Here is a 20939-nt window from a genome sequence, read left to right as displayed (position 1 = left end):
CAGGTTAATTTTGATTATATCCTCTCAAGCCCTCTAAAGCACATGGGGATCTTCCGGCAGAACTGCCCGAAACTCTTTGAGGACTTTCAGCTTGACCCCGTAGACAGGCTCCAATATATCCTCCCTTATAACGTCGCTTGTGCGGCCCGCAGCGAAGACCTGCCCATCCTTCAAGATGAGCGTTTTGTCCGCATAGCGGTAGGCGTGGGTAAGGTCATGGAGACTCATGATTACCGTGGTCGAGAAGTTTCTACTCAGACTTCTCAAAGTCTCCAAGATCTCAATCTGGTGTTTCGGGTCTAGGCTCGATGTTGGCTCGTCTAGGAGCAGCACTTTGGGCTCAGAGGCTAGAGCCCTGGCTATGACCACTCGTTGAAGCTCTCCCCCGCTAAGCTGGTCTAGCCGCCTGGTTATCAGGTGGTCGGCCCTAAGCATTTTTAGGGCTTTGAGTGAGATATTGTAGTCTTCCCGGCTGTAGTCCCACGAGGCATAGGCCCTCCTTCCGGTGAGCACGAAGTCCAGAACAGGCATCGCGAAGTTTACTTCGAGTCGTTGGGGAGCGTAGCCTATGATCTTGGAAAGCTCCATTTTTGGTATCCTGTGCACCTCTTTACCGTCTAGGTAGACGGCCCCAAGCTTCGGGTTGAGAATCCCGCACATAGTCTTCAAGAGCGTGGTCTTACCGCTACCATTAGGCCCTATAAGTGCGAGGACCTCTCCAGCCTCGACTTCTACGTCTACCGTGTTCAGGGCCTTGAACGACCCATAGTATACTGTTACCCCTCTTACCCTAATCACTCCCACTCCTGTTCACCCTAAAGAGTAGGAATACGAGGAGTGGCCCCCCGATGAAAGAGAGAAGAATACCTACGGGTAGCACGAGGGGGGCTAGGAGCGTCCTGGAGAGCAGGTCAGACCACGTCAATAACAGTGCCCCGGTTAACATCGCTCCCGGGATTTGGAACTTGTGTCTCCCCCCGACTATCATCCTTGTCACATGGGACGATAAGAGACAGAGGAATGCTAGAACACCTACAAAGGCTGTTGCCAGTGCTGTTCCAAGAGCTGATATGATTACAGCTGTGAGACGCATCTTTCGTGGCTCTACGCCCGAGGCCTTGGCCAATTCGTCTCCAAAGACTATTAAGTCTAGATCCTTGTGAAGTGCGATGTACATGGCTGCAAAGAGCGGGAAGCCCACGAGAAGAATCGTAAGCTCACTCCAACCCACTTTTCCAAGGTCTCCGAAGGTCCAGAATATCACAGTTGCAAGCTGGACCTCGTCTAAAACAAGGTATTGCATGAAGTATAGTATGGCCTGATACGTGAAGCTGACAGCGATTGACGCTAGTACGAGGGCTCTCGTGTCAAGGCCAGCCCACCAGGAGAGTAAGAGGATTAAGACCACTTGAAAGGCTGCAAAGATAAAAGCGAAGAACGCGACGAAGAATGGCCTCGTGAAACTTATAATCCATGCTCCGCCAAGCCCCCCTACTTGGAGCAGAAGGGAGACAGCTACCCCGAGCGCTGCAGCATGAGATATTCCGAGCGTGAAGGGGGAGGCTAGAGGGTTTCTGAAGCTGGCCTGGGCCAACATGCTACTGCCACCTATAAGTGCTCCTACTATGACTGCGGCTATAACTCTCCGGAACCTTAGAGCTACTACCAGCCCTGCATCCGTCTGAGAATTACCGAACAGATACGAGAGCACGTCCCAGGGCTTGTAAACAGTTCCAAATGCAACTGCTATGGGTATCGAGAAGATTAGAAGAATTGAGAGAAGAAATAGGGAGAAAAACCTCCTTTTATCCAGGTGGGTTAAGACGTGCTCGATACCGCTAGCACTTGAAGACATCGCTCAGGTCACCAAAGCCTCGCTTAAGGCCAGTCACGAAGTCTTGGTATAATGGCTTCCCCAAGAACTTTGAGTATATCTCGTCGGCCTTCGCCGCTGGGTCCACATCTTTAAACTTGTCGGGATAAAGCACCTTCCCAATGAAGTAAGCATCTGCAATTGCAGTGGCGATGTTGGTGTGGTAGTAGTTAAAGGGTAGTATAGCGTAGACATTCCCAGACTTGAACGCGTTCAAGCTGCAATACTTAGCTTTATCCTTGTTGAAGTCGTCGAGGACAGTCTTGAGGTTGTTAAGGTCTATGAACACATATTCAGGCTGCTTCTTCAAGATGAACTCAAAGTCCAAGCTTATGAAGCCTGTCTTCCCTGTCTCGTCGGCTATGCTGGGGGTTTTCAAGAGGGAGAGGGGCGGGAACTTGCCCTGTGTAGCCGTAAAGGGCTGTGCACCCTTATAGGATACTGCTCCAACGTACACGCTAGGCTTCTGCTCGACACCCTTCACTCGGCTCTCCAGGTCAGATACGAGGCTATCCACGTAGGATGAGAGCTCTGCAGCCCTGCTCTCTTTCCTGAGAACTTTGCCTAGCAGGGTTATTGCCTTCTTGAACTCAGTGGTGTTCAGGTAGCCTGCAACACCGTAATCGAGGACTATGACGGGTGCCCCGACCTCGGATGAAAGCCTGTCGGGGTCGTATAAATCGACATAGACCCTTGACATGATGACGAGATCGGGTTTCACGCTGCGCAGGAGCTCGGGGTTCGGAGCCTCCCTTGGTCCGCCAGGGCCTATAACCGGGAGATTTTTGAATTTTTCGAAGTAGACCATAGCATAATCTCTACCTACAGGGTTCCAGCTCTTCTCAGCGTTTTCTACACCAGCCAGCATGTCCACCGCGTTCAAGTAACAGACCAGCCGTAGCATACCTGGACCTATGGCCACGATCCTCGAGACATTTGTAGGTACCTTCACCGTCCTGCCGGCATAATCAGTGACCTCTATGTATTGAGGGGCCTGCTCCTGTTGTGCAGGACTAGACCAGTTCGTTATTAAGATGTACGCTCCGATAAGTACGATTATTATTACAATCGCGGCCATTATTAATTTACGGGTATCCATGCCATCTCACCTTTAAAACGGCACATGGAAAGAGTTCACAATACCCCTACCGATGACGGCGGGGACCTCTAAGCCTGCACATTTCGCACAGTAAGGCTTCCCATCTAGATAGAAGACCCTGTCAGCCCTTACCAGCTCTCCACAGGACACGCACCTTACGCTCTCGAAAATGGGAGCTCTCTCAATTACCTGTTTAAGGGCCACATCCTCGATCTTGAAAAACTCCTCGGATAAGTCGGCCATCTTGTAGCCGATCTCTTCCCATATCTTCGCTAGTTCCTCAGCCTCCTCCTTCGAGCCTTTTCGCTCGACAACTACTTTCCTCCAGAGCTCGCTCCCCCTGCTTGGGAATAACTCGCGAACCTTGTCGCTATGAACGTATATTCTTACACCTTTACCCGTATCTCTCCTGTAGAAGGTTACAGCATTTTTCCCAGTGTCTAAGTATATAAGAGAATTGTTCCCGAGAGTGCAACCACTAGCTACCTGTACGCCATCAGCAAAACAGTTGTTTGCCTCCACTATCGCTATCACGTCTTCCCTAATGGTTTCAGCCTCGCCCGGCCTTCGTAGCCCGAGTTTCGAGAAGCCTATCTCTGTGGCTCTGAGCCCAAGAACAAGAAAGGGGCACACATGCCCGTGAAATGCTTTTGCTTTCTGGACCAACTCACGCGAAACCATGTTCCCCGCCGTATCGTATTATAAAATGATCATTTAGTATTAATAAACATTTTCGTGAACTCCTGACAGCCGGCTTAAAGAGCTTAAACACGTCTAGATGAGAGCTAAATTTGGGATCTATTCCCAAGATGAAAGGCTGAATATCGACATTTAGAACAGCCTATGGAAGGTGGATGCTTAAGGGCTCCTCCGGCTTTGGAGGGGCTGGAGGGGGCCTCGACACTCCGAGCTTCACTCTTGCCTCTGCTATAGCTGTGCCCAACTCTGTAAGCTTTACAATCCTGTTTCTCCCTTCCCGCGAGCGCTTCAGGAGGCCCCTCTCCTCCATGGATGCCACGATTCTGCTGTAAGTCGCCTTGATAACGGGATCCCTAGGATCCTCGCCCATCCATTCGATAAGCTTTGTTATGCTTTCCGCTGAACCATTCTTAGTGTAAAGCGTTACAAGTATGTCGACCTCTCGCTCGTTCTCGTAGACTTCTATCCTCTTTGAGGGCGCTTCAACCTCGAACACGGCGCCGAGCTGTAGGTTGTCCTTCCGTGCTATGAAGTCGGCGAACTCAGGAGTGTCGGGGTCGGGGATGAACTCGCCCTGCTGCTGTGGCTGGACAGCGTATATCCGCGCGTTTGCGAACATCATCGTGATGACTGTTACCGTGGACGCCATGTAGGGGGGCATGTCTGTTATGTCGATGAGTATCTCCTTGTCCTTCTCGTATTCCAGAATCATGTAGAAGGCGCTTGCTACGCTCGAATAGCTGAGAGGGTTGACCTTTACTAGCTTAGGCTTAAAGAAGGATAGCTGATCCTGTAGGCGTTTTAAGTTATACCTAGAGACAGCTCCGTACCTATCAGGCTTAGCATCGTAGACAAGGTATACTCTCTCGATAGGGTATCGTAGCCTTATCTGCTCGAACCCCTGGAAGACCAGGTTTGGGTGGAAGCCGATGTAATGCACTGTGACTACCATGACGCCCACGGTAACAGTTGTATATTACAGTAATAGCAGCGAGCCACTAGTATATATAGATAGTGTAACTGTTGCAAAGAAAAACTACAGTAGCATTTTAATGCAACTTTTCTCCCTAAACTCTCCCACGTAAAAGTACGCTTAAAACGTTACCGTTTTATCAACTTGATACAGTCTCAATACGTGTTTTTTGTAATTCAACGAAGTTATCTTCGAAACCTATTATAAAAAGTAAAAAGCTTTATGAGACGAGAGACATGGCGATGCTACATAGCTCAGGCTATATCGACCCCGACGTAAAGATCTTAATCGAGAAACTTGCCCAGGTCTACAAGCTCGGCGGGAAGAGCAAGCAGTTAACACTCGATGGAACCCCTTCAAGGCCGTATCCAGTAGCAAGGATAAACGGCGTGAAGGTTAGAGGGCCACCGATAAGCGAGGCAAGGTTTAGAGTTCTAGAAGAAATCCCCCATGACTTCGAAGTTGTGGCTGTGGACGCAGCTGCTCGTATATTATTCGATGCGGGTTCATACAAGATAGTCGCGGCGAAGGTCGTTGCAGGCGTCTGGAAAGGCGTACAGCGGATAAAGCTTCTCGGCCCGTACAAGCGTCTTCAACTGTTCGATGACTTGAAGCAGGCAGGCGACTGGCTAGCCGAGGTGGAGCTTGAAGCAGTCCTGCGCCTAGCCCGGGAACACAACTCATCTTTTATTCTTCTAGACAGGCCTCTAGTCTTCAGTCGTGGTTCACGGGCAGCTAGGGCCTATGAGATGATTTTAAGGAAAAACTGGAGGATCATAGGGATCCCGAAGACGACCTCCCTTAAGGTTTCAAGTGGAGAAAGCCTGGTGGGCTATCTCTACCGGCTCGGCGAGAAGTACTTTAAGGGTCTACCCTGGGTGTATTACCCTGTATTCGAGTCAAGCAAGATCCAGCCGGGCGGGCTGTCAGTATCGGTGGCTAGGCTATCAGGCGAGGCTCCGCCTTTCCGCGTGGACACGCCTTTCGTTATGGCTGAGAGGCTTGACGCCGAGGAGACCGCCTCGATACTCGCATACCTCCAAGACTTCTCGTCGCCAGGATATCCTTTACCGCTGAAGATTGTCCATGAGCTTTCAAGGATAAGTGAAAACGAGCTTGACCTTGATAGATCACTCTTGATGGAGGATCTCTCTCGTAGCGGCTTGTCTGTTAGGCTTGTCGAGGATGCTGCTGGATCCGAGTACAAGTCGAGGTATATCTGGGGTATGAGCTAGTAGGGGTGATTGACCTGGGAAAGCTGGGAGTAGTAACATGGGTTGAGGGGACCACGGTTAGGTTTAGGATAGCGGAGGGCGCTAGGGTCGAACGGGGGATGCTCGCCAAGGTAGAGGACTCGGGGAGGAGGTTCATCGTTAAAGTTGTGGACTTCAGGCCTGAGAGCCTCCTGAGCGCGGCAGAGGTAGCAGTGATTAGTAGTAAGGCCGATAAAGGTGAGAGAGTCAACCTTCGAGACAAGGATCTACGTTTGTACGATACCGCTATAGGAGTAATTGTAGCCCAGATCGACCCCGACGGAGAGGCTCATGGTCCTACCAGTGTACCATCAATCTTCTCGAGCGTCGAATTCCTCGACAAGGATGACCTTGAAAAACTCAAGCTTCACACGGGAGACATACCTATAGGCTACATCAGGTTCGGACACGACCAGGTCGACATGATTGTGACACTTGACGGGCAACGCGTAATACCTCATCATATACTCGTCGTAGGGGGGACGGGTGCAGGTAAGAGCAATTTTGGCCGCGTTTTTGCGGCATCAATACTCGACACGAAGGGTAAGTACAGCTTAGTCGTCTTTGACTGTGAGAGTGAATACCTGTTAGGCTCCCGGCCGGGTGAGATGGGGCTGGCGCATCTCCCCCTATCTGAGGAATATCTTTTCCTTGTAACTGGCAGGGTTAACAGGCCGGGTCGCCTCCGGGTAGAACTCCCAGAGCTTGGTGAAGTTCGAAGTATTCCCGCTTATCCCTTAAAGATGGACGTTGGAAGACTCAAGCCCCATGACTTTACCTTGACTGGAGAGTTTTCGGGGCCTCAGGAGGAGTTGCTCTGGCTTGCCTATAAAAATTTCGGGGAGGACTGGGTATACTCTCTCCTGACAGCCGACGCTAGGAGCATTTACGCCCGATTGGGAAGGCTTACAGCCGTTAACACAATTAACGTTACGAAGAGAAAGGTAAAGCACCTTGTTGGTGACGGGGACATCTTCTGCAGGGAGTGCGACTACGACCTAGCGTCAGCAATACTCTCTATGGTCGCGAAGGGCAGGGTCGTGCTAATCGAGACTCCCTTCGCCTCCGAGGGAGAAGAGAAGCTGCTGGCCACCGTTATAGCTGAGAGGATATTTAGGAGCTACGAGGAGATGAGGAAAAAGCTTCCTGACAAGTGGGTCACGCTCCCCCCGGTTTTAATCATGGTGGAGGAGGCCCACAGGTATCTAAGCGCTCAGGCTTTGGGAGGCAAGGGCGAAGTCCGCGAGAACATATTCTCGATCATAGCGAAGAGGGGCAGGAAGTATAAGGTTGGGGGATTATATATTACTCAGATGCCGAGCGAGCTGATGGAGGCTGTTGTGAGACAGGCGCTGACCAAGATTGTGCTCTCGCTTCCTACGCGTCCCGACTACTCCATGATAATAAATCACTCTCCCTACCTCGACGAAGCGGAGAGCGAGATAAAGACGCTTGATCGAGGAGAAGCTGTCGTGGTTAGCCAGCCCAGCGGTTTCCGTTTTGCAGTCTCTATAAAAGTGTTCCCTTATGAAGAATACTGTTCAAGACTCATCGAGAAGCATAGGGCCTCACAGCTAATCCAGAAGCCTGTTGCTGGAGAGGAGGCCTAGCCGAGCTTTTCCTCGATTCTAAAAATCGCAATAGTTTCTGCAGCCACATAGAAGAGTAGTCCTCCCGCGATGAAAAGGACACCTGCAAGGGGGGCGCTTATGAGCGTGATGGCTCCCACGAGAAGATCCAAGAGACCAAGGGATTTGAACCTCGACTCTCGATACCATTTATCTAGAACGATTGATATCGTCCCAGCCGATATCAAGTTTAAGGTGACCATGGGGAGGATTTCAGCAGCATCCTGCCATATTGGGGATCCCCTGAGAACGGAGTGCGCTAAGCGTAATGCCTGATATATTGCAAACACTATTGAGAACAGGACTGCCACACGCGTCACGACTTCGCCTGCCTTGAGGAAATACCGCGCAGTCTGTATGACTGAAACCGGGATTTTCTGTTGGGGGATCACGGGAGCCACACCTATGACGTTAGAGCTGGAAAAAAATATATTTTTTCCCGATAGACGCCTAAGTGGGAAAATGTCCAATGTTCAAAAGCTCGTAGCTGTTCTCAGCGTCCTTCTTGTTTCGCTAGTTTCGCTTCTAGTCTCAAGTCTTCTTGGCTTGCCGACAAATACACTTTTAGCGCTAAGCATATTCCTAGCAGAGATTTCAGCTACCCTTCTACTGTGGGATAATAGGTTATCCGTCGCCTTCATAGGAGTAAGCCTGTTAATCCTAACAGGTAGCCTGACACTGGAGAGCTTCCTGAAATACGCCAACCTCGACGTGATATTTTTCCTAGCCGCGATGATGATCCTAGTGGGAATCTTGGAGGAAAGGGGGTTCTTCGACAGTATAGTCTCGTTAACGATATGGGCTGCTGGAGGCAATGGCTTGCTCTTGTATGCAGTAATTATTTTACTCTCCTTTGCCCTTGCAGCGGTTATAGACGAGGTCACATCGATTGTTATAATGATTTTCTTTGTTCTCTCTTTAGCGAGGCAAGCACAGGTTAACCCGATCCCTCTTACCCTTGCGTGCATTTTTGCAACTAATATTGGGAGTAGCGCTACGCCCATTGGAAACCCTGTGGGAGTCCTCATAGCGTTCAGGGCCGGTCTATCCTTTGAGGAGTTTTTAAGGTGGTCGCTGCCAATCTCCTTCCTGGATGTAGGCCTGTTGATTGTTCTGAGCATGCACTTTCTTCGAGACGAGTTACGTGATTTTGTGAGGAAGATTTCCCTTAATATAAAATCGGAGGGGTTTAAAACGTACGATGGTTTCCTAGTTGACGCTGCACTTTTTCTACTCACACTGGTATTCCTGGCTATCCACCACCAGTTGGAATACCTCCTCGGCCTCGAGAAGAACTCGATGCTTCTTGCGATTCCCTTTATCTCAACAGGCATATCTATAATTGTTTACCCTCAATCCGCATCCAGAGCTTTACGCGAGCGTGTCGAGTGGCCTACTCTCCTCTTCTTTACGCTGTTGTTTGCATCAGTCGGCTCGCTAAAATCGACCGGGTTCATCGACTACCTCAGCAGAATCATCCTTGAGAATACTGGATCTTCGCTCTTAGAAAACATGGTCCTGATGACTACACTGACCAGCATGATCTCCCCGCTAATGGATAATGTAATCGCTGTCTCATTATTACTACCCGTGGTTGAAGGTCTAGGTAAGGCCGGCTTACGAGTCTATCCGCTGTACTGGGTTATGCTTCACTCAGCCGTCATCTCAGGGAATCTAACCCCAATAGGCAGCACAGCGAATATTGTAGCACTGGGGCTACTCGAGAGATCAGGGTATAGGAAACCCTCGCTAACTGAGTGGCTAAGGCATGGTTGGTTGGCTACATTACCCCCGCTCATTGTCTCATTAACCCTCTTAAGCCTACAGGAAAACCTTATGCCCTAGTATAGTCTCAGCCTTTATTTCGAGGAGAGGCAGCCCTTGGGTTGTGAGCAAAATTCAAATAATGCCATTGGAATATAGTCATGCATGTCTAGTGTTGGTGTTCTAGAAGGTTTCGATGCTTTTCGATACGTGTTGAGTAAGGCTGGGTGCCTACACCCTTTCAGGGCAAGCAGGATCATAGCATTAGCCGAGCTGAGGTACATCGAAGAGACAAATGAGAGATTAACGAACCTGATTTACGTGGAGGGGCCTGGGGCCTTCTACGTGGAAGGCTTGAAGGAACCCGTGGAAGAGGACCCTTGCTTTAAGAGAAGGAAGCCCGAGAAGGGCCACGGGTGCATAGAATACCTCTGCTCGGAACCATCGATCCGGGAAAACCTAAGAAGGTATTTGGACCAAGCCATTATGGTCGCTTCCCAACTTGACGACCGAGCGCTCAATGAGATGGTGGTTAAACACCCCTTATACAAAAAACTTTTCTCACGAACTATCATGAGTGGTTGATATGTTCCGGGTTGCGGTGACAGGCGGTAAAGGAGGAACAGGGAAGACATTTGTAGCCGTAAACATCGCCTCGCTTCTTGCAAGGAGGCATCAAGTCGTGCTAGCAGATCTCGACATTGAGGCTCCGAACGACCACATACTGCTCGGCGTAGATGAGCTAGGTGAGGGTGAAGACATAAAGTTATTTCTCCCGTTCATAGACACATCGCGGTGTACCTCTTGCGGTGTATGCGCCAAGGTCTGCGACGCAGGAGCTTTATTAATGCCGGGTAAGAGCCCGCCCCTTGTGCTGCCGCGGCTCTGCAGCGGATGCATGGCTTGTTACTATGCATGTCCCTATAAGGCGATAATCCCGGGATACCATGTCCTAGGGCACATACATATCAACAAGGTACATAAAGGTGATTCATCCTTAACCCTAGTCACAGGGATACTCCGAGAGGGAGAAGAGCACATAGCTCCGGGCGTGTACCGGGTCAAGATGAGGGCTCTCTCCCTTCAGACAGAGGTTCTTGTCATCGATACAGGTCCCGGCACTGGAAATCACATATCCATAGCACTCAAGGACTCGGACGTGGTGATAGTAGTGACAGAGCCCACACCTCTTGGAAGGCACGACATGGAGGCAATCCTTAAGATCGTAAAAAACTTGGGCTTGAGGACTTGGCTTGTGATAAATAGAGACGGGATCGGTAACGCCGAGGAATCCATAAAGATAGCCTCCTCTTATGGCGTAAAGAATATTTTCCGGATACCATATCACAGGGATGCAATAGAGTCTTACTATGCGAGAGTCCCAGTAATAGCCTTGAAGCCCGAGTCACCCGTTTCGAAGATCTTCCTACAGATGGCTGGGCTGCTGGAGGAGGTGATGGCGCAGTGAAACAAAAGGCTTACGAGATCGTCGTCGCTAGCGGTAAAGGTGGCGTTGGGAAATCCACGATAACGGCGTCACTACTAGTACTCCTATCCAGGCATGGCTACAAGCTTCTGGGCGCAGATGCTGACGCAGAAGCACCTAACCTTCACATATCGCTTGGTGTAGCCGACTGGGATCGGGTTGAGCCATACTACGAAGGAAGGGTTGCTTACATTCTGGACGAGCTATGCACACAGTGTGGTCGTTGCCTTGAAGCATGCCAGTTTGGAGCAGTAGAAATTGTTAATGGAAGATACAGGATTAATCCCTGGATCTGTGAGGGCTGCTACACGTGTAGCTTTGTGTGTCCAGTGAAGGCTGTGAGGTTCAATCGTGGGGTGGTGGCGGGATACCTGAAAGTTAAAGAGAGGACACGATATGGTTTTCCATTGGTTTCAAGTGAGAGCATGCCTGGCAGACCGAACAGTGGGAAGCTTGTCACGGAAACCAAGAACATCGCAAAGAAGATGCTAGGGAGCGAGGGGCTTATCTTTATAGATGCGGCTGCAGGGATTGGCTGCCAGGTAATCTCGAGCCTGGTAGGGGCAAGCGCGCTGCTTATGGTTGCTGAGCCTACGCCAACCAGCCTAAGTGACCTGAAAAGGTTGCACGCCTTAGCTCGTCACTTCAGGATTCCCTCCATGCTGGTGATAAACAAGGCTGACCTCGATGAAAGCTACAGGTTAAAACTCATAGAGTATACCCGCGAGTGGAGAATCGATTACCTGGGAGACATCCCTTATGATGAAAAAGTACCATACTCTCTGGAGAGAATGACTCCCATAGTGGAGGCATCGCCGGATTCCCTTGCCTCTAAAGCATTATTCCAGCTGGCAGAAAGGCTGAGGGAGATAATAGAGGACATGGATGAGTGGAGGATCAAGCACCTACCGCCTAGACAGGAACCATTCGTTCCGAAAGTTATAAAGCCTGAGGGTAGATAATAAGGGGTGTTCATATGAAGGTGGCAATAGCTACTAATAGGGGAGGGCTGGACGACGAGATAGCTGACAGGTTTGGGAGAGCTCCTACATTCACCATTGTAGAAATCGATGATACAAACCATGAGATAAAGAGAACTTATGTTGTAGAAAATCCTGGTAGCATCGCGGGAAGCGGGGCAGGTATAAAGGCTGTCCAGAAGCTCATCGAGGAGGGGGTAAGTATCGCTATAGGTCCAAACCCTGGCCCGAATGCCCTGGTAGCGCTTGAGAGTTCTGGAATAAGAGTATATTCTTATGTCGGCTTAAAGGCTCGCGAGGCGCTTGAGAAAGTTCTCCAGGAACTAAGGCAAGCCTGACTCAGGTAACGAAAAAAATATTTTGTTTAGCAAATCCTTAGCTGAGAGGTTAATCCCTCATGGTCAGTGATGATTGTGTACACGTAACGCTGGACAAGTTTATGCTCCCGCTGCTTTCAATAGGTTTCCTACTTGTCCTGTTCTCTCTGGGTGTTCTCCAGCACATGTACCCTGCGGCTGGTCTAAGCTCACCGTCAAGCTACGGTTACCCCTTATGGCTTGAGATCGCGGTTGCCGCAGTGCTCACCACTGTATTACATGAAAGCATCCATATCCTCTTCATGAAGAAACTGGGAAGCGGAAAGACCAGCATAAGACCATTCATGTTTAAACGATATATCCCATTGGGAGTATCTGTAGGCTTTACCAATTATCTCTCAGTTAAACGGTGGAGTATTGTAGCTATTGCCCCGCTAATTATCCTCTCACCAGTCTCTCTAGTTGCTTCCGGCCTCGAGACTCCCGTTACGAATATCCTAAAGTTTGTTTTTGTCTTCAACACCTCTGGAAGCGCGGGAGACCTTATTCTTTTAGCCATTACGTTGAGCGCGGGCCTAGACGCCAATGTGAAGGATGAAGGGGAAGCGCTTGCAATCTGCAACGGCAGACCCAGACTAGCCGCAATACTTTTCCTTGAATACGCAGCGACTACCATCCTGAGCTTCCTAGCACTCGGCTTTCTCGCAATCACTATGGCCTCCCTTCTTGGTAAAAACATTTACGTTGGCCCTCTAGAACTCGCAAGGATCGAAGCGAGTCAAAACCAGGTATCCGCGAGCACGGGCTCAGGTGTGATTGTTGTAGCCATTATACTTTCCCTCTTATATATAGTAATCAGCGGCACTCGTAGGGCCCGGAAAACCCTGGAATCAATGCAGAAGTAATCCTGTTGAAGACTAGCTCCTTGCAGACTAATAAACTCATAAATTTATAAGGGAAGCCTCTATTATATAATAAGCTTAGCATGAGACTAATCCTTTTACTCGTGTTAGTGAGCTTGTACCTTGCATTAACACTTGCAATAATCAATTTGGATTCAAACATAACGTCCCAGGAGGGTTACTTGGCATCTAACGGCTCTATACTAAGGTATAAAATATGGTATAATAAAGACCTGGCTTCGCCTAGGACGGTCGTGTTCTTGTTTCATGGCTTCGGGGGGAGTTCTGAGATGATGGGCTGGATCGCCGTGGAACTTGCGAGAAACGGTTTCCTTGCAGTAGCCTACGACACCCGTGGTCACGGTAAAAGTTCTGGGAAACTAAGCTATAATACAAGCGTGATTACAGGTGACTACAAGGCTCTCATAGAAGCATTGAATTTGACTCAAGCCAACATTACGCTAGTAGGGCACAGCATGGGTGGTGCCGCCGTGCAGCTCCTAGTCCAGGAGGGGTTCCCGGTTAAAAACCTCATTGTAGTAGCATCGCAGCCACGGCTGAACCCGTCACCCGTGCGCTCCCTACTAGTTCTGGCAAAGCTTGACGAGATATTTAATCCTTCGAGCTTAAACTCGTCGAGTTTGATCGGATGGAGGATTGTAATCCTTCCTTGCGAAGACCATTTATCAGTCCTATACTCTCCAAGGGCAATTCAGGCAATCCTGGACTATTTAACCCCCTACGAGAATGTTAACATGTCTGGTCTAAGGCTTGCTGTGACTCTCGCAAGAAGCTTCACACTCCTTGTGCTCTTATCGATTCTCCCCCTCTACCTGACTGGTTCATCCATAGCCCCTAGACCTAAGGGTGAAACGAGAAAAGTCGTTCTAGCTGCCACTCTAGCTGCATCCTTGGCCCCACTAACGTATATTTTGTTTGCAAAAGTTACCTCAGCGCCCATAGCTGCATATATACTCTCCGTGCTCCTACTTCAAGCACTAGGGTCGCTAGTCGCAGTCAAGCCATACCGGGAGATCATCATTACCACGGTTAGGAGTCTAGAACTCCAATACGTTTCAAAGGGACTACTAATGGGACTCGTAATATACCTCATTTTATACGAGACACTACAGCCTTTCATGAACGTGTCCCCCAGCATAAGCCGGGTATGGCTCTTCCTATCAATGCTCGTAATCATAACCCCCACGGTATTCCTATTTGAAATGCTGGGAAGACCTCAACTCATAGGCGCTAGCCTCCTAGGTTCCATAGCTAAATCATTCATTACAAGATCTCTAGGGTTTCTAGCCGCGTGGCTCGTGGTTTCAGCCATAATGCCTGCTGGTTTTGCTGGGTACCTCTTAATAGTGACTTTTATGAGCCTCATACTACTCCTTCCCATCGAGTCTGCTGCCACGGTCTGGGTATACAAAGGAGGCTCGCCGTGGGTCAATGTTGTATGGATATCTCTTGTATTAGGATTGATCTTGAGTGCTGTAACTCCCCTTGTTTAAACTTGAATAGAAGTAAGAGGAGTTACTCATCTATACTTCCGTTGAAAAGTATCCTTGTTGAAAAAGATAGGAATTCTAGTAAAATTGAAGAGTATACTGTAGGGTCTGTGTCTTATTGTATTATATTCAGCTTTCCATGACTAAAGAATTAATCATTTCAATTTAGAAATGCTATATGCGGAGAGTAGAAGTAATAGAGGACTTTGAAAGGCAGTTTAACAATCTTAGATCCAAGAGCATAAGATATTTCGAGGTCGCATTTCAGGATCTATCGGGAGTAATTAGAGGCAGGATATTAAAACCTGGCAAAGCCGATGACATCTTGAAAGGGTTCCGCGTAGATGCCTTTAGTACAGGTTTCACGAGCGTGGAGAATTCCGATGTCCATCTTCTTCCAGACCCCCATACACTCAGGCTTTATAGGACACGAATGGGTATTGTAGGTTTCCTTATAGGTGACTTTTATATTGATGGGAAACCCTTTGAGCTATACCCGCGAAATGCACTCAAGGAGGTTGTAGGAGGCCTTAGGAAGGAGTTACTACTTGGTGCTGAGCTTGAGTTTTACCTTGCACGTAACTACAAGCCCCTGGACATGGGAGGGTATATGGATTTGTCTCCTTACACGGTGAATCATGAAGTCTTATTAGAGATTATAGAGAATGCTAGGGAGGCTGGAGTCGAGGTAAAGGCGGGACACCATGAGGTGGGTCCAGGCCAGTATGAGATTGTACCGCCTCCGTTGAATCCCTTAGAACTAGCAGATACCGTCGTCTTCTTAAAGAAACTTGTATGGGAGACCGCTGCTAGGAGTGGTTTACAGGCAACCTTCATGCCGAAGCCTTTTGAGGGTCTACCCGGTAATGGAATGCATCTCCACATATCCTACGTTAGTGGTGGCCGAAACCTTCTCGTCGAGGAGGGAGAACTTACTAGCATGGGGTCAAGCTTAATAGGAGGCCTATTAACCTATGCTAGACCCTTCACACTACTAACTAACCCGACCGTTAACTCATATAAGAGGCTGACACCTGGATTTGAAGCCCCTGTTTATCTTTCATGGGGGAGGGGTAATCGCTCGACAATGATCAGGGTTCCTGTGGGGCTGGAGGGACTCTCCGGTACCGTTGAGTTCCGACTCCCAGACTCGTCGGGCAACATATACTTGAAAGTGTTGTCCACAGTTTTTTCAGTTTCTAAGGGCCTCGAAGATAACATCAAGCCGCCCCCTGAGTGTCATTGTAACGTCTTCGAATCCAAGGGTTTGGAACGCGTGCCTCAGAGTCTTGGAGAGGCGCTTGAAATCGCTGGTAAAGGTGTCAATGGTATCGAGCCCTTAAAGCCATTCATAGAAAAGATATCGGAGGCCAAGAGAAAAGAGTGGATAGCCTACCTGCAATCTCTAAACGGGCATGACCATGGAAGCGTGACACAGTGGGAGATAAAAGAATATTTTTACCGATAACTCGGATCCCTAACGCCTTACATTCCCCGTATATGATTAGAGCAGTTTTCATGATAGAAGAACCTTTACTTGGATTGAGTCGATACTTAAAAAATGTTTAAGTGTACAGGAAACAATTTCGTACCTTGCTCAAGGCTCAAGGAAATTTATTATCTTATCATCGCTGACACATATCGTAACCTTCGAGCCCTCCCCCACCTTCAGCAGTTTCACGAATTGTGTGAGGCCGATCTCGGGGGTCGCGAAGAATGTTTTTCCCTGAACCTCTATCGCTATATAGGTGTCACCCTTGTATACGAACTGGGCTACATGGCTTACTGTGCCCGTAACAAGCCTGCAGGGCTGCTTTAAGGGTTGCTCTGTCAGCCTTAACGCAAGGACGGTGTGCAAGAAATCCTGGAAGGTGCCATAGTCTGGATGATACTGGTAGATCTTCATGGACTGTGGGTTTGTCGCGTTGACTATAGCTATACCCCATAGGGTCACTATGTTTGTCTGCGCGTAGATTGGTACGATCCAGTAATAGCCGTCGAGATAGATGAGCTGGGAGTATTTAGCGTAGAGATATCCCCCGCTTATCGCTGGGAGCTTGCCCTGGACTAGCGACTGGATGTAGTAGGGACTATAGATGCCGATGCTCTTAACGTTGTAGTAATAAGCACCTGTGTTGTTTACCAGGATCAAGGAGACTATACTGTTCGGGTTTTGAGGGCTAACACCGAAATATACACGTACCGTTTCTCCCCTGCTTCCCGGTATCAATAATGTCATGTTGAGCAAGTCTTGACTGTAAGGGCTCGCAGGTATCCAGAGGAACCCCCTCGGAAAGAATGAGAAAGTCACAGGGTTTTCGTCCGCGAGGTGGTAAAGCCACTTCTCGATATACCAGTTAAAATATTCCCAGTCGTAGTCCTCGGGTAGGTGCGTATCCCCGCTAAACTGGGGTATAACCTTGAAGCCTCCATCCTCGCTATACACGTAGACTGAGTCGGGAAGCTCAACAAGTCCGAAGCCTCCGAGCCTATTCACGCATGCGGCGAAGTATGCTTTCCCGTCGTGAATGAACGGGTAGGTATTCCCGATGGGCTGTGCAGTCGCGAGGAATGTCCTGAGGACGATGTCGTTCAATAACCAGAGGCCGCTGCCTACCGTCAGGTGAACCGGGACAGACTTAACTTCTCCCGTTTGCACGTGTACTAGGATAATCTTGCTTACATAGTTTTGCGCTATTGTGTTCTGGGGGGTAACCGCGAAGACCCAGTAGGGGGTTCCGTTAACGATTATTTCCTCCCACTCGGATATCTTCTCGTTTGGGGAGAGCTGTGTGTGAGCTATAATGTCTGCCATCGCGTGACCGACGACCACGAGAGATGAAGGCCTGCTCAGATGGCTCTGAAGCTCCTTTAAATCTCCTATCTTGACGAGATTATGGCTCGTTACTGTCAGGTATCCTTTTGAGTAAAGCATGAGAGGTATGAATAGAAATAGGAAGACTAGGTATGCTATTAGTAGCTTAGGATGTTTGAGTGACAATAAGAAGAGATATACCAAGAGTGTAATCCAAGAGATGTAGAGGGGTGGTATGGCGGCGAGGAGAAAGAATAGAGCTATGATCACCGCTCCTGCCAAACCATATTTAAGGATATTTGTATTTATTACGCCTAGCCTTGAGAAGTAAATCGCAATCACGAAGGGGAGTAAGAGTAATGGTAGTAGTGAAAGCCAAGTAGAAGACAGGAGCGTGTAGATCGATAAGATTACACCTAAAAACGCGAGAAGAACACCACTTACTACACGCTTGCCAACGCTAGCCATAACAATCATGTTCTAACCGTAGTTTATTATATAAGAATTCTTGTATGAATAGGAATTTCAAAAATTGGGCCGAAGGACCTGCACCTAACCCATCCTAATATTTTCCCTGGGATAGTTCAAAGCCTCAATGTACATTTTCTCATACATGGCTCCCACGATGTCAATCGAGTATTTCTCCAGGGCTTTCCTCCTAGCATTCCAGGACATGAACCTCCAAAGACCGTCTTCCTGAGTTAGCTTTAAGATTGAGTCGGCCAAACCGGCGTGATCTCCAGGCTCGACTAGGACCCCGTTGAGGCCATGATCAACTATCTCTGGGATGCCCCCAACCCTTGTAGCTATAACCGGTGTTGCTGTAGCGAAAGCCTCTATGAGGACGACGCCGAAGCTCTCGCCAGAGATACTTGGAAGTACTAGAGCTCTTGCGCCCCTAAGTAGTTCAATTTTTAAGCCTTCATCCACTCTTCCAAGGAAGACCACATTTCTTAACCCGGAGGCAAGTGATTTCAGGTATTCCATCATATAACCCTCCCCTGCGATGACTATACGTGTAGTGTGTTCTTCTCGATGTAGAAGCCTTGCAGCCCTAATCAGGTTTTGAACGCCCTTCCTCCATACAAGTCTCCCTATGTAGATAACGTAGTCTCCCCTGAAATCCCCCATGCTTCTTGGCGCATACCTTTGCGTGTCAACGCCGTTAGGTATAACGCTTACGTTCCTCCATCCGAAGAATTTCTCCAGGAAGTGTGCTGCTGTCTTGCTTACAGCTGTGGCCCTTGTGGGCCTTATAATCCACCTGTGAGGAGTCAGATAAGACGCCGCGGCCCAGAGGTTAAAGTCACCCATTGGTGGTAGAGAGTGGTTTGTTGCTATACAGGGTATGTTGTACTTCCTGCAGAGCGCAAAGGCTAGAGCCGAGAAGGGCGTAAAGACGTGGTGGACGTGCACTATATCAGGTCTCAGCTCTTTTAAGGCTTCCCTTAAAAGGACGGGGTTCCTTATAGCTACGACGTGATCAAAGACTAAACGTGCTCTTCCATTAAAGGTTCGGGGGTTTAGTGCACCTGGTTCTCCGCAAACCACGCGTGCATCATAGCCTTTAGTCTGGAGCCAGCTGTAGAGAATCTTGACTTGAGAGGCTACACCGCCGGGCTTGTTAGGACACCAGGGGGAAACTAGTAGCACGCGCATATGGACACCAGGACAGGTAGACTGAGACCCGTTACGACTAAGAGGTCTATTCCTCTTTCCCAACTAAGAAGAGTACCGAGTAACGTTGAAGCCGCTAAAAGGACCAGCGTAAGGGTCGCATCATGCATAAAAGCCAGAAGAGCTCCGAGGCTTGAGGCAACTCCTGTCAGGTAGAGGAGAAACTTGGATAGACTTGGATACCTAACGGAGAGGGTATTGTCCCCTGCCAGTCCATCGTATTCTTTATCCTTTTCAAGGTTGCGCAGTTGCAGGAAGGCAGAGTAGAGAGAAGTAGTGGTCCCAGCAACCAATACGTTATGGGTTATAGTAGCTCCACTAATAAAGATGCCAGTTAAGAAGAGTAAGAGGCCAAAATATAACGAGTGAGACAGCACGTCCAGGCCGGCTTTTCCCTTGAGCCTTATCGGAGGAGCACTATAAAGAACTCCCAGGATAACCATGACCAGGTATATCGGGAAAACTCTCGGGTAGGCTAGAGCGACCAGTGCGGCTATAAACTGGTTCAGTATAACTACCTTGACGGCTCCGCTCCCACAGCCTCGTGTAAAGGGATTACCCTTAGAGTTGTTAAGCGAGTCGCCTTGAACATCATAAAAGTTGTTGACCGCAAAGGCCGTTGCTAGAAATGAGGCAACCATGTAGAAGCCTAGGAGCAAGGCCTGGGCATCCACCCTCCCATGCAGGACTCCCAGCAGCCACATCCATAGGTAAGCCCTCCATCCCCGAGGACGTATAGCTGCTATTACACATCTAGCAAGACTCATACATGACACCTACAGGATATTCGTGATTAGACTGTCGACTTGTCGCTTGATCAAACTCCTCAGAAAGTCCCTAAGCTCTGGTCTAGTAACCCTGGATGCCAGTTCATGATATGTGTTTAGAAGACTCTCGATCTGATTAGCTACGCTTGTGTCCCTTAAAGTGGAAAGAGCCCCCATTAGCGATCCAGCAAGCCTTTCAACATCCTCGCTTACCCTGAGGTGTAACTTCTGTTTATGACGGGGGTCCCGCTCCACCTTCAGGAATCCTTCCTTGTTCAGGTTTCTGAGAATCTTGATGAGTCTAGCCTTTGAGATACGCCCCTTCATCCTCTGGTAGAGTTTGTTAACGCTTATATGAGGGGACCTTAATATCTCGAAGAGTACTTCGAACTCCTCCTCCGACATAAACTGGTTCTATATAGAACCAGTTCTAGATAAACCTACCCATACGTTTTCAGCCCTGGCCCCCTTCAAATTTAAGCTCAGGGCCTACAGTCACCGTGTATCGACCTGGCGGCAGGAATGAAACCTTCAACGTGAAGGCTACGCAGTAACCACATGCCCCGCCGGGATCCTCCTGCAAAGCCAAACGGTAGTAAACCGATGTCTTAGTCCTGTTCACGAGGAGGGGTGTAACCTTGAAGCATTTACCACCTGGAAGGGGGAGCGTGACGTTAAGATAAGCAGCACCTTCATCTAACTTTGTCTTCATGGTTACCGGGCATATGTTCGACGACCTTATACCTTCGAGATAAACAACTTCAACCTTGAGATCTGAAGGGATCTCGGGCGGAGGCGCTCCAGGATAGGGGCCGCCTACAGCCTCGATTTCAAGATAGTAGGGCACAGGATAGTATGTATAGGTAGGCGTCGTGTTCCAAGCCGGGCCTTGTGGACTACTTGGGATCTCTAGGCTTGTGGATGCGTTGGAGACCTGGGAGGGTTGCTGGGGGTTACTCGTGTTGGGCTGACAGGTAGCTGGGGGCGTCGACTGGGGTGAAGGCCCCGAGACGGGGGAGGATGGGGTGACGTGTGAATGTTGTGAGCACTTGTCTAACAGAAAAAGCAGGGCTAGGTTGGAGGCTGCAAGAGCTAGGACGGCTACAAGCAGAGTAAGCATTTTTATGTCGATGGATCGAGACATTCCATGCTTGAAATTCAGGAACCTAAATATAAGTGTCGATAACTCAAAGTA

21 protein-coding genes are annotated in these 20939 nt (G+C 49.0%); 10 read left to right on the top strand and 11 right to left on the bottom strand.

Features of this window, described 5'->3' with window-relative positions; translation table 11 throughout:
- Positions 1–33: 33 nt before the first annotated feature.
- The 5 genes from MA03_RS02540 to MA03_RS02520 form a co-directional block, all read right to left on the bottom strand.
- The gene (locus MA03_RS02540; protein ID WP_052883770.1) at positions 34–804 is read right to left on the bottom strand and encodes an ABC transporter ATP-binding protein; all 771 of its coding nucleotides are present in this window, start codon (positions 802–804) and stop codon (positions 34–36) included.
- The gene (locus MA03_RS02535; protein ID WP_052883769.1) at positions 791–1855 is read right to left on the bottom strand and encodes a FecCD family ABC transporter permease; all 1065 of its coding nucleotides are present in this window, start codon (positions 1853–1855) and stop codon (positions 791–793) included. The genes MA03_RS02540 and MA03_RS02535 overlap by 14 nt, the downstream gene beginning before the upstream one ends.
- Positions 1839–2972, bottom strand: a complete 1134-nt coding sequence (locus tag MA03_RS02530) for an ABC transporter substrate-binding protein (RefSeq protein WP_052883768.1) — start codon at positions 2970–2972, stop codon at positions 1839–1841. The genes MA03_RS02535 and MA03_RS02530 overlap by 17 nt, the downstream gene beginning before the upstream one ends.
- A gap of 12 nt (positions 2973–2984) precedes the next feature.
- A complete protein-coding gene (locus MA03_RS02525) occupies positions 2985–3653 on the bottom strand; it encodes an FmdE family protein (RefSeq protein ID WP_052883767.1) in 669 nt (222 codons plus the stop codon).
- A 160-nt stretch (positions 3654–3813) separates the two neighbouring features.
- Positions 3814–4623 carry a helix-turn-helix transcriptional regulator gene (locus tag MA03_RS02520; protein ID WP_191118686.1) on the bottom strand — a complete coding sequence of 270 codons (810 nt, stop codon included), beginning with the start codon at positions 4621–4623 and terminating at the stop codon, positions 3814–3816.
- A 257-nt stretch (positions 4624–4880) separates the two neighbouring features.
- Between MA03_RS02520 and MA03_RS02515 the strand changes: the two genes are divergently transcribed.
- Together MA03_RS02515 and MA03_RS02510 are read left to right on the top strand one after the other, a co-directional pair.
- A complete protein-coding gene (locus MA03_RS02515; RefSeq protein ID WP_191118685.1) occupies positions 4881–5879 on the top strand; it encodes a DNA double-strand break repair nuclease NurA in 999 nt (332 codons plus the stop codon).
- Positions 5880–5884: 5 nt separating this feature from the next.
- Positions 5885–7507, top strand: coding sequence for an ATP-binding protein (locus MA03_RS02510; RefSeq protein WP_052883764.1), 1623 nt, complete (start codon positions 5885–5887; stop codon positions 7505–7507).
- Here the strand turns inward: MA03_RS02510 and MA03_RS02505 are convergent.
- The gene (locus MA03_RS02505) at positions 7504–7917 is read right to left on the bottom strand and encodes a hypothetical protein (protein ID WP_191118684.1); all 414 of its coding nucleotides are present in this window, start codon (positions 7915–7917) and stop codon (positions 7504–7506) included. The two genes, MA03_RS02510 and MA03_RS02505, sit on opposite strands and share 4 nt — an antisense overlap.
- A gap of 70 nt (positions 7918–7987) precedes the next feature.
- On the opposite strand from MA03_RS02505, the gene MA03_RS02500 reads away from it, so the two are divergent.
- From MA03_RS02500 to MA03_RS02465, 8 genes are all read left to right on the top strand, one after another.
- Entirely contained in the window at positions 7988–9370 is a 1383-nt protein-coding gene (locus tag MA03_RS02500) for an ArsB/NhaD family transporter (protein ID WP_052883762.1), read from the top strand.
- An 84-nt stretch (positions 9371–9454) separates the two neighbouring features.
- On the top strand, positions 9455–9874 hold the full coding sequence (locus tag MA03_RS02495) for a hypothetical protein (protein ID WP_052883761.1): 420 nt from the start codon (positions 9455–9457) through the stop codon (positions 9872–9874).
- A gap of 1 nt (position 9875) precedes the next feature.
- Positions 9876–10757, top strand: coding sequence for a P-loop NTPase (locus MA03_RS02490; RefSeq protein ID WP_052883760.1), 882 nt, complete (start codon positions 9876–9878; stop codon positions 10755–10757).
- Positions 10754–11737, top strand: coding sequence for a nucleotide-binding protein (locus tag MA03_RS02485; RefSeq protein ID WP_052883759.1), 984 nt, complete (start codon positions 10754–10756; stop codon positions 11735–11737). Before MA03_RS02490 ends, MA03_RS02485 begins: the two co-directional genes overlap by 4 nt.
- Positions 11738–11751: 14 nt before the next feature.
- Positions 11752–12093 carry a NifB/NifX family molybdenum-iron cluster-binding protein gene (locus MA03_RS02480; RefSeq protein ID WP_052883758.1) on the top strand — a complete coding sequence of 114 codons (342 nt, stop codon included), beginning with the start codon at positions 11752–11754 and terminating at the stop codon, positions 12091–12093.
- 59 nt (positions 12094–12152) lie between these two features.
- Positions 12153–12977 (top strand): DUF3267 domain-containing protein, encoded by an 825-nt coding sequence (locus tag MA03_RS02475; protein WP_052883757.1) that lies wholly within the window; start codon positions 12153–12155, stop codon positions 12975–12977.
- An 80-nt stretch (positions 12978–13057) separates the two neighbouring features.
- Positions 13058–14488 carry an alpha/beta hydrolase gene (locus tag MA03_RS02470; RefSeq protein WP_052883756.1) on the top strand — a complete coding sequence of 477 codons (1431 nt, stop codon included), beginning with the start codon at positions 13058–13060 and terminating at the stop codon, positions 14486–14488.
- A 175-nt stretch (positions 14489–14663) separates the two neighbouring features.
- Positions 14664–15953 carry a glutamine synthetase family protein gene (locus tag MA03_RS02465; protein WP_052883755.1) on the top strand — a complete coding sequence of 430 codons (1290 nt, stop codon included), beginning with the start codon at positions 14664–14666 and terminating at the stop codon, positions 15951–15953.
- 129 nt (positions 15954–16082) lie between these two features.
- On the opposite strand, the gene MA03_RS02460 is transcribed toward MA03_RS02465, so the two are convergent.
- From MA03_RS02460 to MA03_RS02440, 5 genes are all read right to left on the bottom strand, one after another.
- Positions 16083–17768: a hypothetical protein gene (locus MA03_RS02460; RefSeq protein ID WP_191118683.1), complete on the bottom strand. Its 1686-nt coding sequence runs from the start codon at positions 17766–17768 to the stop codon at positions 16083–16085.
- Positions 17769–17852: 84 nt separating this feature from the next.
- Positions 17853–18959 (bottom strand): glycosyltransferase family 4 protein, encoded by a 1107-nt coding sequence (locus MA03_RS02455; RefSeq protein WP_191118682.1) that lies wholly within the window; start codon positions 18957–18959, stop codon positions 17853–17855.
- Positions 18944–19744 (bottom strand): UbiA family prenyltransferase, encoded by an 801-nt coding sequence (locus MA03_RS02450; protein WP_052883752.1) that lies wholly within the window; start codon positions 19742–19744, stop codon positions 18944–18946. The genes MA03_RS02455 and MA03_RS02450 overlap by 16 nt, the downstream gene beginning before the upstream one ends.
- A gap of 9 nt (positions 19745–19753) precedes the next feature.
- Entirely contained in the window at positions 19754–20149 is a 396-nt protein-coding gene (locus tag MA03_RS02445) for a MarR family transcriptional regulator (protein WP_052883751.1), read from the bottom strand.
- Positions 20150–20198: 49 nt separating this feature from the next.
- Entirely contained in the window at positions 20199–20888 is a 690-nt protein-coding gene (locus MA03_RS02440; RefSeq protein ID WP_191118681.1) for a hypothetical protein, read from the bottom strand.
- Positions 20889–20939 lie beyond the last annotated feature (51 nt).

Origin of the sequence: Thermofilum uzonense, from assembly GCF_000993805.1 — an archaeon.
In the GTDB taxonomy this organism is placed as follows: domain Archaea; phylum Thermoproteota; class Thermoprotei; order Thermofilales; family Thermofilaceae; genus Thermofilum; species Thermofilum uzonense.
The sequence above is the reverse complement of the archived record's forward strand: the minus strand, read 5'-3'. Positions and strand labels throughout refer to the sequence as shown.